Raw genomic sequence first — 13706 nt, forward strand, 5'->3', positions numbered from 1 at the left:
TCAGTTCCTTCCGGTGAGTGCGAAGTAGGCGTCTTCGAGCGAGCCGGTGCCGGCCCTGTCGATCAGCTCGCGGGGGCTGCCCTGGGCGGTGACGCGGCCACCGTCGATGATCGCGACGCGGTCGCAGAGCGCCTCCGCCTCGTCCATGAAGTGCGTGACCAGGACGACGGTCACGCCGCGGTCGCGCAGGCCGCGGATGAGACCCCAGGTGGTACGGCGGGCGTCCGGGTCCAGGCCCGTGGTCAGCTCGTCGAGCAGCACCACCTCGGGATCGCCCACCAGGGCCAGGGCGATGAACAGCCGCTGCTTCCACCCGCCGGACAGCCCGCCGAACCGGCTGCCCTTCCTGGCGGTCAGGCCCCATTCGTCCATGACCGCCCGGTGATCGGCGGGGTGGTCGTAGAGGGAGGCGTACATCCGCAGGGCCTCGCCGACCTTGATCGCGTCAGGGAGCGCCGCCTCCTGCAGTTGCACGCCGATGCGCTGCTGCAGCGCGCGGCGGTCGCCGCCGTGCGGGTCCAGGCCCAGCACCCGTACGGTGCCGCCGTCGGGGCGGCGCAGCCCCGACACGCACTCCACGATGGACGTCTTCCCCGCGCCGTTCGGGCCGGCGAGCCCGAAGATCTCCCCGCGTGCCACGGTGAGGCAGACGCCGTTGACGGCCTGGTGGCCCTGGTAGCTCTTGCGCAGGTCGCTGACCTCGATGACTGTCATGCATCGAGGATCTTCGGCGGATGCCCGTCCCGATATCCACCGATCGGTTGACCCCTGCCGGGGATCAGCCGCTCCCGCCCGCCGGGGGATAGGCGAACTCCTGCACCCCCGCGAACGTCTGCGGCCCGGTGATGCCGTAGTCGTGGGCGGCCTCGCTGTCCAGGTGGCGGGGGCCGACGTCGAGGGTGTCGGCGAGCTTCCACCCGCCGCCGACCTGCTGCTCGACGGTGTACAGGAACTCGTTGAAGTCCTGGTCGGAGGAGACGAACGTGTTGACGACGGTCAGCGCGCGCCGGCCCGCGCTCAGCGCCGGTGGCAGCTCCACGCTCTGATCGCTCCATCGGTACGCGTGCTGCACGGGCAGCGGTTGCCAGGTGCCGGCGGGGGCGCCGTTCACCGTGATGTCGGCGCGCTGCGCGCCGATGCCGGCGTCGAGGCGGCGGGTCAGCCGCACCCCCGTGTTGGCCGGATCGATCGTCACCGTGAAGCGGCTCGAACCGCCGGGGCCGAACGCGCGGCCGTCGTCCACGACGGTGCGGGGCTCGGGTGTGGTCTGGCGTGGTATCCAGCTGCCGACCAGGAGACCGAGTGTGGCGGCGGCCAGCGAGGCCAGGACGGCGAGCAGGAACGGCCTGCGCCGGTCCCGGATCTCGGACGCGGACGGCTCCTTCTGGGGCGCTTCCGGGGGTGCGGCGGGTTTTTCTCGCGTCGTGCCTGCGTGCGCGGACGGGTTCTCCGGCGTCGTGGCCGTGTGCGCCGACGGTTTCTCCCGCGCCGTGCCCGCGTGCCTGGGTGGTCTCTCCGGCGTCGTTTCCGCGTGCGCCGATGACTCCTCCCGTGCTGTGCCCGCGTGCGCCGGCGACTCCTCCCGTGCTGTGCCCGCGTGCGCCGGCGACTCCTCCCGCGTCGCGCCCGGGTGCGCGGACACTTCCTCCGGCGTCGTTTCCGTCCGCGCCGGGGGCTGCGGCAGGGAGGCCGTGGCCAGCGCGTTGAGCTGCGCTTGGGCCTCGGCCTGAGCCCGGGCCGCCATGTCCGTCAGCCGCGCGATCCTGACCCGCTCCCACGCCTGCTCCCAAGCAGGCAACCGATGCTCGGGGACACGGCACCCGCGAAGGAACGCCACCATCACCGCCTTCTTCGGGAACCGCCGCCCCGCCAGCATGTCGGCGCAGGTGGCACGCGGCAGCCGGGTGCCACCCGCCCGGTCGGCCCGCGCCTGCAGCTCCCGCAACGACACGTCCGCCCGCGCGAACTGCTCCGCCAGCAGCCGCACCAGCTCCTCATGACGGGTCACCGACTCCAGGCCGCGAGGCGGCTGCGCCCCGGCGACCCTGACGTCCTCGGCCCCGTCCAGCTCCCTGCCCATCACCGCAGACCCTGCCTCTCCCGACCGGGGCCGTGCCGCCCGTGAACCACCCGTGCCAGTGATGGACAGTGTAGGAGTGATGACTCTGCGTACACGAACGGTTTTCCGGCCGGCCGGGGTCTCCCGCCCCCGCGCGTGGGAGACCCCCTGAGGCGGCCGTGTCGGACGGGCCGTGAGCGCCGCCGCGGCGGCGGCTTCCGGCCCGGGACGTGAGACTACGGGGGGCGGGCTTCAGGCCCGCTTCATCATGTTGTCGCGCGGGGAACGGCCCGGTGGCCGGTCGGCGAAGTCAGAGCGAGTCGATCCAGCGCTCCAGCCGCCGCCCCTCCGCCCGCATGAGACCGGGGTCGCGGAAGGTGTTGGTCAGCAGCGCCACGCCCTGGTACGCGGCGAACAGGGCGACCGCCAGCTCCCGCGCGTCGGCCCGCCCCATGGCCGCGAACTGGCCCTCCACCCAGTCGAGCAGCCGCCCCATGACCTCGGCGATGGCGCGGTCGAGGCCGTCGTCGCGCTTGTCCAGCTCGGCGGCGAGCGTGCCGGTCGGGCAGCCGTACCTGGCGGTGAGATCGCTCTCCCCGACCCAGCCCCGCAGCAGCGCCTTGAGCCTCTCCTGCGGTGTGCCGAGCCGTTCCATGGTCTCGATCATGGTGTCGAGGTGCCGGCCGTGCTCCTGGATGGCCGCCTCGACGAGCTGGTCCTTGGTCTTGAAGTAGTAGTAGACGTTGCCCACGGGCACGTCGGCCGCGCGGGCGATGTCGGCCAGGGTGGTCTTCTCGACGCCCTGCTCGTGGAGCACCCGTGCGGCGGCGCCCGCCAGCCGCTCCCGCTTGCCCGTCCGTGTTGAGTGAGTCACCTGACTAACTATAGACGCGCCACCCGGTCGCCCGCTATGGTCCTGGAAGTGAGTCAGTCAACTAACTAAGGAGTGACGCATGTTCGTGATCACAGGTGCCACCGGGAACGTCGGCAGCGAGCTGGTCCGGCTGCTCGCCGCCGCCGGCGAGCAGGTCACGGCGGTCTCCCGGCGGTCCGCGCCGTTCCCCGACGGCGTGCGGTACAGCGCGGGCGACCTGGGCGAGCCCGCCGGGTTGAAGGCCGCCTTCGACGGGGCCGAGGCGCTGTTCCTCCTCGTCGCGGGGCACGAGCCGCGCGCGGTGCTGGAGGCGGCCGAGGCGGGCGGGGTCCGGCGCGTGGTGCTGCTCTCCTCGCAGGGTGCGGGCACCAGGCCCGGCCTGTACGGGCATCCCGTCGCCTTCGAGCAGGCCGTGCGCGAGTCGGGGCTGGAGTGGACGATCCTGCGTCCGGGCGGTTTCGCCTCCAACGCCCTGGCCTGGGCGGGGCCGATCCGCGAGCACCGTACGGCCGCCGCGCCGTTCGCCGACGTCGCGCTGCCCGTCATCGATCCGGCCGACATCGCCGAGGTCGCCTCCGTGGTGCTGCGTCAGGACGGGCACGCGGGGCGTACGTACGTGCTCACCGGCCCTCGGCCCGTCAGCCCGCGCGAGCGGGCCGCCGCGATCGGTGAGGCGCTGGGGGAGGAGGTGCGGTTCGTCGAGCAGAGCAGGGACGAGGCCCGTGCGCAGATGCTGGGCTTCATGCCCGAGCAGGCCGTCGAGGGCACCCTGACGATCCTCGGCACGCCGAACGAGGCGGAGCAGCAGGTCAGCCCGGACGTGGAGCGCATCCTGGGCCGCGCTCCGCGCCCCTTCGCCGCCTGGGCCACCCGCAACCTCGCGGCCTTCCGGTGAACGCCGCGCCCGCCGGCATGACCGTCGCCGCGCCCGTCGCCGTGACCGTCGCCGTGATCGCCGCCCGCGACCTCGCGGCCTTCCCATGAACGGCACGCCAGCCCGCATGGAAGGCTTCCTGACCGAGCCCACCGTGGCGACCCTGACCACGCTGCGCCCCGACGGCTCGCCGCACGTGGCCCCCGTGCGCTTCACCTGGGACCCGGAGGCGGGCCTGGCCCGGGTGCTGACCGTCGCCACCGCCCGTAAGGCACGCAACCTGACCGGCACCCCCACCACCGGCCGAGCGGCACTCTGCCAGGTGGCGGGCTTCCGCTGGATCACCCTGGAGGGCCCGGCCACGATCTCGAACGACCCGGGCCGGATCGCCGAGGCCGCCCGCCGCTACACCGACCGCTACCTGTCGCCACCGCCCGCCCCGCCCGGCCGGGTCGTGATCGAGATCGCGGTCGACCGCTTCCTGCACCTGAACCTCTGAAAGGACCCCTGACCATGCCCATCCAGCACGTCCTCGACTCCATCATCCACTACCGCGAGGCCGGCAGCGGCGCCCCGATCGTCTTCCTGCACGGCAACCCGACCTCCTCCCACCTGTGGCGCGACGTCATGCCCGCTCTCGGCCAGGGCCGCCGCCTGGCCCCCGACCTGATCGGCATGGGCGAGTCGGGCAAGCCCGCCGTCGACTACACCTTCGCCGACCACGCCCGCTACCTGGACGCCTGGTTCGACGCCCTCGACCTGGACGACGTGCTGCTCGTCGGGCACGACTGGGGCGGCGCCCTGGCCTTCGACTGGGCCGCCCGCCACCAGGGCCGGGTGCGCGGGATCGCCTTCACCGAGGCCATCGTCAAGCCGATGAGCTGGGAGGAGTTCCCCGAGGGCGGCCGGCCGCTGTTCCGGGCGATCAAGACGGAGGGCGTCGGGGAGACCATGATGCTCGACGACAACGCCTTCCTGCGCGGCCTGCCGGGCACCGTCGCCACGCCGATGGCCGACGAGGACGTGCAGGCGTACCTGCGGCCGTACCCGACGAGGGAGAGCAGGCTGCCCCTGCTGCGCTGGGCCCGCTCGATGCCGCTGGACGGCGAGCCCGCCGACGTGGTGGCCAGGATCGAGGCGTTCGACCGGTGGCTGGCCGGCAGCGTCGAGGTGCCGAAGCTGCTGATCGACTTCCGGCCCGGCCCCGGCAGCATGTGGACGCGGGAGACCATCGCCTGGTGCCGCGCGAACCTCGCCGCCCTGGAGATCGTGGAACGCGCGGAGGTCGCGGGCCACCACACCCCGGAGGACCACCCCCAGGTCATCGCCGCGACGATCGCGGAGTGGATGGCCAAGCACCTCTGAGCGGGATGCAAGTCGTACAAGTGTTGGCCTACACTTGTTGTCATGGCATTCACCGAGAGGTCGGCGGCCACCAGGAACGCCATCCTCGCCGCCGCCAGGAAGCTGCTCATCGAGCGCGGCTACGAGGCGATGACGATCCGGGCGGTCGCCTCCCTGGTGGGCGTGGACCCGTCCATGGTCATGCGTTACTACGGCAGCAAGGCCGGGCTGTTCAACGCGGCCGTGGACGTGGACCTGCAGCTCGACAAGCTCGACCGGCCGCCGCGCGAGCGGCTGGGCGAGCTGCTCGTGCGGCACTTCCTGTTCCGCTGGGAGGGGGCGCAGGCCGACGACGTGCTCATCCTGCTACTGCGCTCGGCCAGCACCAACCCCATGGCCGCCGAGCGCATGCGCGAGGTGTTCGCCACGCAGATCACCGCGCTCGTCGGCCGCCTCACCGGGGCGCCCGACGCCGAGCACCGCGCCGCGCTCGCCTCCACCCAGCTCCTCGGCCTGGCGCTGACCCGGTACGTGCTGCGCTTCCCGCCGATGGTGGAGGCCGACGTCGACACCCTCGCCCGCGACATCGGGCCCGTGGTGCAGCACTACCTGACGGGAGGCGCGCAGCCGCTCACGCGGTGATCCGGCTGCGCTCCTGCTCGATGATCGGCTCGATCGGCAGGTCGTGGTTGCACAGGACGACCGCCACCCAGTCGAGGTCGAGGTAGATGCTCCAGTTCGTCGAGCCGCCCGCGATGCCGCCGCCGTGGGAGATGTAACGCTGGTCGTTGTAGGTGGACGCGGTCGGCCCGTACGCGTGGAACGCCTCCCCGCGGCGCGGATCGGCCGGGCCCTCCCGCAGCGGCGGGCCCGAGACCTTCGCGTTCACGAACAGCTCCGTGTACGCGCGCTTGAGCAGCTCGTCGCGTTGCAGCGCGAGCGCGAAGCGCACCAGGTCGGGCGCCGTGGTGAAGCCGTTCCCGCCGCCGGACCCGATGAACGCGCGCGCCGAGTTGCTCCCCGGCACGCCGCCGACGCCGCCCTTGTCGAGGTGGCGGACGCCGTCGACCCGCGAGCCGTCCTCCTGCAGCATGTACGGGTGCGCGATGCGCTCGTTCGCCAGCCATTCCGTCCTGGTGTGGTAGGCGGAGTCCACCATGCCCGCCCGCGCGAAGACGTGCTCGCGGACGTACTCGTGGAACGGCTGCCCCGAGACCGTGGCGACCAGCTCGCCGAGCACCTCGTACCCCATGCTGGAGTACTCCTTGCGGGTGCCGGGGGTGAAGCGCAGCGTCTGTGCCCTGGCGCGGGCGGCGAGGTGGCGGTTGCGTTCCTCGGCACTCGTGAAGACGTGCGGGTCCGGCGCGTCGTTGGTGGGATCGGTCATCCCCGAGGTGTGCGTGAGCATGTGGTGGATGGTGACGTGCTCGGCGATCTGCGCGGGAAAGCCGTCCAGGTGGTCGCCGACCTTGTCGTGGAACCTGAGCTTGCGCTGCTCGGCGAGCCGCACCACGGCCAGGCCGGTGAACGGCTTGGAGGCCGAGGCCATGGCGTAGACGGTGTCCGGCTCGTTGGGGATGCGCCGCTCCTTGTCGGCCATGCCGTACGCGCGGGCCAGCACGTGCCGGCCCCGGTGCGCCAGCAGCACCGTCCCGGAGAACTGGTCGCGCTCGGCCAGATCCCTGATGTAGCGGTCGAACGCGCCGCCCGGGCGCAGATCGGCCGGGATCCGGCCGGAGCCGTCGCCCGCCGCTGAGGCTGACGCGCTCCGGGGGGCGGCTCCGAGCAGGCCGCCGGCGCTCAGGGGGACGGCTCCGAGCAGGCCGAGCGCGGTCCGCCGGGACGGCGCGGCCTCGTGTCCTGTCATGGGTGCCTCGTCTCGTCGTGATCTTCACGGAACGGGCACGATGCAACCGCGCGCGGCGTTTCCCCGGCGTTTCCGCCGTCTAGCGAGCGCTATTTCCCGTGTAGCGCCTCCTGTTCGACAGACAAGACCATCGGACAGGAGAACACGGATGACGATTCTCGTGACCGGCGCCACGGGGACTGTCGGCCGCCGCATCGTGGGGCAGCTCGTCGAGCGCGGCGTGCCCGTACGAGCGCTGACCAGGAACCCCGGCAGGGCCGCCCTTCCCGACGGGGTCGAGGTGGCCTGCGGCGACCTCACCTCGCCCGGGACGCTGGCCCCCGCGCTGGAGGGCGTGACGGGACTGCACCTGATCACGTTCGGCGGGGACGACTGCACGCCGCTGGAGAACGGGGCCGAGCTGGTCCGGCTGGCGGCCAAGGCGGGCGTCCAGCGCGTCAGCGTGCTCAGCAGCTGGGACGAGACCTCCGTCGAGGAGGCGCTGCGGGCCGGGGAGCTGGGGTGGACGCAGCTGCAGTGCGTCGAGTTCATGGCCAACGCCTTCGAGTGGGCCGAGCCGATCCGGCAGGAGGGCGTGGTGCGGGTCTTCGGCAACCATCCCGGGGCCGTGGTGCACGAGGCCGACATCGCAGCCGTGGCCGTGGCCGCGCTGGTGGAGGAGGGGCACGCGGGAGAGACGTACCTGCTGACAGGGCCTGAGGCGCTCACGCCCGAGCAGCGGGTGCGGATGATCGGCGCGGCGGCCGGGCGGGAGATCCGGTTCGAGGAGCTGAGCGAGCAGGAGTACCGCGCCGCCATGCGGGCGGCGGGGGTGGGTGACGACCTGATCGAGTTCGGGGTCCAGCTCGGCGCCAACCCGCCGGACGCCGCCTCCGTCGTGCTGCCGACCGTGGAACGGGTCACGGGCCGTCCCGGGCACACCTTCGCCCAGTGGGCCGCCGAACACGCCGCCGCCTTCCGCATTTAAGAGCTTAGAGAGGAAATTTCATGACTATTCACCCGTTCCGGATCGAGATCCCCCAGCAGGACCTGGACGACCTGCGGACCCGCCTGGCCATGACCCGCTGGCAGGACCAGCTCCCCGGCACCGGCTGGGAGCGCGGCGTCCCGGCCGGCTACCTCAGGGAGCTGGCCGAGTACTGGCGCACCGGCTACGACTGGCGCGCCCACGAGGCCAGGCTCAACGAGCTGCCGCACTACACCACCACGATCGACGGCCAGCGCCTCCACTTCGTGCACGTCCGCTCGGCGCGCGCCGACGCGCTGCCGCTCATGCTGCTGCACGGGTGGCCGGGGACGTTCGTGGAGTTCCTGGACGTCATCGAGCCGCTCTCCCGCGACTTCCACCTGGTCATCCCGTCGCTGCCGGGCTTCGGCTTCTCCAGCCCGCTCTCCGCCACCGGCTGGGACGCCGCCCGCACCGGCCGCGCGTTCACCGAGCTGATGGAACGGCTCGGCTACGACCGGTACGGCGTCCAGGGCGGCGACGCCGGCGCCTTCATCGCGCCCGAGATGGGCAAGCAGGCACCCGATCGCGTCGTCGGCATCCACCTCAACGCGGCGCTCACCTTTCCTGTCGGTCAGGAGGGGGAGCTGGACGGGCTGTCGCCGGAGGAGCGGCGGCGCTGGGAGGCCATGGAGAACATGAACGACGGGTATCTCCAGACGCAGTCCAAGCGGCCGCAGACGGTGTCGTACGGGTTGCACGACTCGCCGGTGGGGCAGCTGGCGTGGGTCATGGAGAAGTTCAAGGAGCTGACCGAGCCTGTGGAGGGGCTGCCGGAGGAGTCGCTGGATCGCGATCTCATGTTGACGAACGTGACCCTGTACTGGGTGACGGGGACGGCGGGGTCGTCGGCGCAGTTCTACTACGAGAACATGGGTGCTGCGGAGTGGGAGCACTCAGAGGGGTGGGCGGACGCCGGGGATGCGGCCGGTGGCTGGGGGGCTGCTGACGGAGGCGCCGATTGGGCGGCTGCTGCCCGGGGCACCGTTCCCACGGGGGTGCTGGTCTCCAAGGCTTGCGACGTCACGATCCGCTCCTGGGCGGAACGCGATCACAACATCGTGCACTGGGCCGAATACGACAAGGGCGGCCACTTCTTCGCCGCCGAGCAGCCCGGCCTCTTCGCCGAGGACGTCACGACCTTCTTCGCCAAACTCCGCTGACACCCGCCGGGCCACCCCCGCCGCGCGGTCTGCCACGCCGCGCGGTCTGTCACGCCGCGCGGCGGCGGGTGGCACGGCGGCGGGCGGCACGGCGGCGGGCGGCGCGGCGGCCAGCAGCATGACGGCGGATGGCATGACGGCGGCTGGCACCAGGCACGTGGCCCGCCTCGGCGCCCGCCACACCGGCGGTCCGTCACGCTGAGGGGTCCGCCATGCCGGAGGTCCGCCACATCGCGCGGCCCGCCGGACGTGCCGCCGGGCGTCGCGCGGTCAGTGGCCGGCTCTCTCGATCGAGGACTTGATAGGGTGCCAGATCGCACCGCTCGTAGATCAAGGGAGAGGGGCCGGCCACGATGCAGGCGTCAGAGGTCGCACGTGCGGTGGCTGCGGCCAGATCGATCGCCGCATCGCTCAACCTGACAGCCGACGACGCGATCGTCCTGCAGAACTCGAACAAGCTCACCCTGCGCCTCCTGCCGTGCGACGTCCTGGCCCGGGTGGCACCCGCGGCGGATCACGTCGCGGAGCTGGAAGTCGAGCTGGCACAGCGGCTCGCCGAATCCGGAAGCCCGGTCGCCGCGCTAGAGCCACGAGCGGAGCCGCGGGTCCACGAGCGTGACGGCTTCGCGGTCACGCTCTGGACCTACTACGAACAGGCGACAACCCAAGAGGCCGCACCGGCCGACTACGCCGGTGCGCTCGAACGGCTGCACGCCGGGATGCGCAAGCTCGAAGTCCCGACGCCGCACTTCACGGATCGCGTCGAGCAGGCGCAACGCCTGGTGGCGAGCCGCGACCGCACGCCGGCGCTCGCGGAAGCGGACCGGGAGCTCCTCGCCGCCACGCTAGGCGACACGAGACGAGCCATCGTCGAGCGCGGCACCACCGAGCAGCTCCTGCACGGCGAACCGCACCCGGGCAACGTGCTCGCCACGAAGAACGGGCTGCTGTTCATCGACCTCGAGACGTGCTGCCGCGGGCCTGTCGAGTTCGACCTCGCCCATGCGCCCGACGAGGTCGCCGGGCACTATCCGGGTGTCGACCGGGGCTTGCTCCGGGACTGCCGGCTGCTCGTGCTGGCGATGATCACAACCTGGCGCTGGGACCGGGACGACCAGCTGCCGGACGGGCGTCGGCTGGGCATGGAGTGGCTCGGCCAGATCCGGGCAGCGCTCGGCCCCAACGCGCAGGACACCCACGGCTGACGCACGGCGGCCGACGTCGCGCGTGGCGGCTCCTGCGGTCACGCGGCCGGTGCTGCGGTCACGTGAGTCGCACCGCGCGACGTGACCAGCGCTGGGCTCAGCGCCGCCTCATGCCGTGTCGGGTGGCGCTGCGTCGGGTGGTGGTCTGTCGGGTGGCGCTGCGTCGAGGTCAGGTGTTCCAGCTCACCTCCGACGCCGGTTGATAGCGGCAGGTCGAGCCGGTCGAGACGGAGGCGCGTAAATGGGCCGCCAGCTCGGGGTGCCGCTGGTCGAGCTGGCGGAGAGTGTTGCGGATGCGGTTGGTGACCGCCTTGCGGGCACGTTCGGCCTCGTCGCCGAGCCGGCGGGGGCGGCCACCGAGGCCGGCGGCGGCCCGTAGCTCATCCAGCAGGGCCTGCCGCTCCGCGTCGAGGTCGGCGGCGCGGTGGTCCTGGCCGAGGTGGACCGCTCGATCGATCTCCTCGTCCAGCAGTTCCAGCCGCCTGCGGTAGCGCGTTCGGGCCTCATCGTCCAGGACGTCGTCGCCGCCCATGCCGCGCGCCGCGATGACGACCTGGCCGCCCGGTGGGTTGAGGAGCTCGACCGCCGGTACGTCGCTTCCCGGGCGGGCGAGCAGAATGCGCAGGTCGGCCAGGCCCTTGGAGTCGGGCAGGTGTACGGTGCGGCCGGCGAAGGTCACGGCCCAGACCTCGCCGTCGAAGTGGAAGGTGCCGGTGTCCGGGGCCGGGAGGCGGAGCAGCATGCCGAGCTCCGCGGCGTCCCGTTCGAGCTGCTCGATCAGGGTGGAGGCGTCGTCGCCGCGAGCCTGGAGTGCCTGCGCCAGGCCGGCGCGGGACAGGACCGACCAGGGGCGCGCGCCCAGGAGGTCGGCCGCGCGGCAGGCCGCGGTGAAGCCGGTGATCGCGTCGTCCCAGCGTTCCTGGGCCGCGTCCAGCACGGCCGCCCAATGGGCGTACGGGCCCTCGACGGTGACGGTGGCGGTGATGCCCCACTGGCCGATGTACGGGGAGATGGCGGCGCGGGCGTGCTCGCAGAGCACGGGGTCCTTGGACCGGGCCGCCGCCTGCGCCTGGAACCTCAGCCACAGCGGCGCCATCCAGCGCAGGTACTGCTCGCCCGCCGCCATGATCTGCGCCAGGTGCCGCACGGCGGCCTCGCCGTCGCCGCCGCGCTGCACCGCCGTCACGGCGTGGTAGAGCGGGAAGTGCCGGCTGCCCGCACGCTCCATCTCCGCCAGGACGGTGTCGGCCACGTCGAAACGACCGCGGAGCAGGGCGGCCGACCAGCGTTGCATCCAGCGCAGGTCCTGTCTGCCGATGCCGGGCTGCTCGCCGAGGTCGTGGGCGGCGTCGATGTCCGCGTCGGCCTCGTCGAAGCGGCCGGTGAGCGTGGCGAACGCGGCCTCGAGCACGGCGGCCTCGTGCTGGAAGAGGGCCAGCCCCGAGGACTTCGCCCGGGCGGTGAACGCGCGCTGCTCGGCCAGGCAGCGCGGGTCGCCCAGCTCCAGGAGGGCGCCGATGCGCCAGGAGCGGGCGGTCAGGTCGAGTTGGTCGTCTTTCGTGCGTCGGGCGACCGCCGACAGCTCCTCGGTGATCGACAGGCGTTCGGCCGTGGTGCCCGGGCTCCAGATGACGCCCAGCCTGGACAGCAGGCTGTAGGCGAGAGCCTCGTCGTCCTCGCCCTGCCTGGCCAGGTCGGCCGCCACCTCGGTCAGCTCGCGCGCCGCGGCGTGCAGCCGGTCCTCGCCCTCCGCCTGGCCGGGGCGGTTGCCCTCGTGTGTGCCGGTGCTCGTCGGTGGGAGTGGGGAGGGGGCGTCGTGGTGCAGGAGCTTGTGATGGGCGTCGTGGACGAAGTCCGTCCAGCGGCTCTGACCGGTGTGGCACAGGTCGTGCAGCTTCAGGGCCGCGATCGCCAGTAGCTCGGGCACGTCGAGGCGGCGGATGAGCGCGAGGGCGGTCTCCAGGGTGCGGGCTCCGGAAGCGGCATCGCCTGCGCGGTGCTGGGCCACGCCGAGGTCGAGGCCGATCGTGGCCCGCCGGCGCGGCTCGGAGCCGGGCGTCAGCTCCAGGGCGCGGCGGTAGTGGCCTGCGGCCTCCTCGTCCGCCATCCGGGCCTCGGCGTCGTGGGCCGCGGTCAGGAGCAGGTCCACCGCGTCGGGTGCGGCGGCCAGGTAGGCGTGGTGGGCGCGGGTGGCGGGGAGCGCGGTGTCGAGTGCTGCCAGGGCGGATGCGTGCAGGGTGGCCCGGGCCGGCTCGTCGAGCTCGGCGTAGAGGGTCTCGCGCACCAGGTCGTGCACGAACGCGTAGCGGCCGGAGTCGTGCGAGACGATGAGCTTGGCGGACACGGCCTGGTCGAGCGCCCTGGTGACGGCTGCCTCGGCGACGGACGCCTTGAGGGCGGGCGCCTGGACGATGGAAGCTGGGAGGGCGGGCGCTTCGCCATCCAGGAACGGCACGTAAGCCAACGCCCGAACCAGGGCGTCCTCGGCGAACTCGCGCCCCAGCACCGCCGCCACCCGCAAAACCCCCAACACCTCACCCGCCAACCGAGACAACCGCCGCCGAACCACCGCCCCGACCCCGGGCGGAACGGTGGCCAGCGGGCTACCCCCCTGCCACAGCCGCGCCGTCTGCTCCACGAAGAACGGATTACCCCCCGTACGCTGATGGATCTCCGCCACCAGCTCAGGCTCCGGAACCACCCCCGTCGTCCGCTCAACCAGCCGCCGCACGCCCGATTGATCAAGCCCCGTCAACGCCACCGTGGTCGCCTTGGCCTCCAGGGGAGGGCTGAGCGGCCCGTCCACCTCGGCGTCGCGGTAGGTGCCGATCACGAGCAGCCGCTCGAACCAGGCGTGCCGCACCACGAACTCCAGCAGCCGCAGCGACGCCGCGTCCGCCCAGTGCAGGTCTTCGAGCACGACCACCACCGGCCGCTCCCGCGAGGCGGTCACGAGCAGCCCCGTCACCGCGTCGTAGAGCTGGAACGCCTCCGCGTCGGCCCCCGCCAGGCCCTGCGGGGTGGCGCCGGGGGCGAGCTGCCTGACCACCTGCACCCACGGCCAGTAGCCCGGCGCGCCCTCGCCCTCCCAGCAGGCGCCGGTGAGCAGCCTGGCGCCGCCGCGCACGGCCTCCTCGGCCGCGCCCGCCACCAGCGTGCTCTTGCCGATGCCCGCCTCGCCCGTCACGAGGACCAGCGCTCCGTGGCTGACCAGCGCGCGCTCCACCTCGCCGCGCAGGATGGCGGCGGGCCGGTCGCGCCCGATGAGCGGGGTCATGCCGGAACCCTACGCGGCCGGACCGACAAAGCCGGAG

12 protein-coding genes are annotated in these 13706 nt (G+C 72.8%); 7 read left to right on the forward strand and 5 right to left on the reverse strand.

What is annotated here, in order from left to right; genetic code table 11:
• The 3 genes from LCN96_RS24790 to LCN96_RS24800 form a co-directional block, all read right to left on the reverse strand.
• A complete protein-coding gene (locus tag LCN96_RS24790; protein ID WP_225275272.1) occupies positions 1-714 on the reverse strand; it encodes an ABC transporter ATP-binding protein in 714 nt (237 codons plus the stop codon).
• A gap of 64 nt (positions 715-778) precedes the next feature.
• Positions 779-2080, reverse strand: coding sequence for a hypothetical protein (locus LCN96_RS24795; RefSeq protein WP_225275273.1), 1302 nt, complete (start codon positions 2078-2080; stop codon positions 779-781).
• A gap of 289 nt (positions 2081-2369) precedes the next feature.
• A complete protein-coding gene (locus LCN96_RS24800) occupies positions 2370-2933 on the reverse strand; it encodes a TetR/AcrR family transcriptional regulator (protein WP_225275274.1) in 564 nt (187 codons plus the stop codon).
• A gap of 79 nt (positions 2934-3012) precedes the next feature.
• Between LCN96_RS24800 and LCN96_RS24805 the strand changes: the two genes are divergently transcribed.
• The 4 genes from LCN96_RS24805 to LCN96_RS24820 all read left to right on the forward strand — a co-directional run bounded on the left by LCN96_RS24805 (position 3013) and on the right by LCN96_RS24820 (position 5793).
• Complete coding sequence (locus LCN96_RS24805) at positions 3013-3828, forward strand: NAD(P)H-binding protein (protein ID WP_225275275.1); 816 nt, start codon at positions 3013-3015, stop codon at positions 3826-3828.
• A 106-nt stretch (positions 3829-3934) separates the two neighbouring features.
• On the forward strand, positions 3935-4306 hold the full coding sequence (locus LCN96_RS24810; protein ID WP_263657512.1) for a pyridoxamine 5'-phosphate oxidase family protein: 372 nt from the start codon (positions 3935-3937) through the stop codon (positions 4304-4306).
• Between the two features lie 14 nt (positions 4307-4320).
• Entirely contained in the window at positions 4321-5172 is an 852-nt protein-coding gene (locus tag LCN96_RS24815) for a haloalkane dehalogenase (RefSeq protein ID WP_225275277.1), read from the forward strand.
• Positions 5173-5214: 42 nt separating this feature from the next.
• The gene (locus LCN96_RS24820) at positions 5215-5793 is read left to right on the forward strand and encodes a TetR/AcrR family transcriptional regulator (protein ID WP_225275278.1); all 579 of its coding nucleotides are present in this window, start codon (positions 5215-5217) and stop codon (positions 5791-5793) included.
• On the opposite strand, the gene LCN96_RS24825 is transcribed toward LCN96_RS24820, so the two are convergent.
• On the reverse strand, positions 5783-7018 hold the full coding sequence (locus LCN96_RS24825; RefSeq protein WP_225275279.1) for a serine hydrolase domain-containing protein: 1236 nt from the start codon (positions 7016-7018) through the stop codon (positions 5783-5785). The two genes, LCN96_RS24820 and LCN96_RS24825, sit on opposite strands and share 11 nt — an antisense overlap.
• 148 nt (positions 7019-7166) lie before the next feature.
• Here LCN96_RS24825 and LCN96_RS24830 point away from each other — a divergent pair, with 148 nt between their 5' ends.
• The 3 genes from LCN96_RS24830 (at position 7167) to LCN96_RS24840 (ending at position 10392) form a co-directional block, all read left to right on the forward strand.
• Positions 7167-7985 carry an NmrA family NAD(P)-binding protein gene (locus LCN96_RS24830; RefSeq protein ID WP_225275280.1) on the forward strand — a complete coding sequence of 273 codons (819 nt, stop codon included), beginning with the start codon at positions 7167-7169 and terminating at the stop codon, positions 7983-7985.
• Positions 7986-8005: 20 nt separating this feature from the next.
• Entirely contained in the window at positions 8006-9187 is a 1182-nt protein-coding gene (locus tag LCN96_RS24835) for an epoxide hydrolase family protein (protein ID WP_225275281.1), read from the forward strand.
• A 353-nt stretch (positions 9188-9540) separates the two neighbouring features.
• On the forward strand, positions 9541-10392 hold the full coding sequence (locus LCN96_RS24840) for a phosphotransferase (protein ID WP_225275282.1): 852 nt from the start codon (positions 9541-9543) through the stop codon (positions 10390-10392).
• 169 nt (positions 10393-10561) lie between these two features.
• Here LCN96_RS24840 and LCN96_RS24845 read toward each other — a convergent pair whose 3' ends face one another.
• A complete protein-coding gene (locus LCN96_RS24845; RefSeq protein ID WP_225275283.1) occupies positions 10562-13669 on the reverse strand; it encodes an ATP-binding protein in 3108 nt (1035 codons plus the stop codon).
• Between the last annotated feature and the right edge of the window lie 37 nt (positions 13670-13706).

Origin of the sequence: Nonomuraea gerenzanensis (assembly GCF_020215645.1) — a bacterium.
GTDB lineage: Bacteria > Actinomycetota > Actinomycetes > Streptosporangiales > Streptosporangiaceae > Nonomuraea > Nonomuraea gerenzanensis.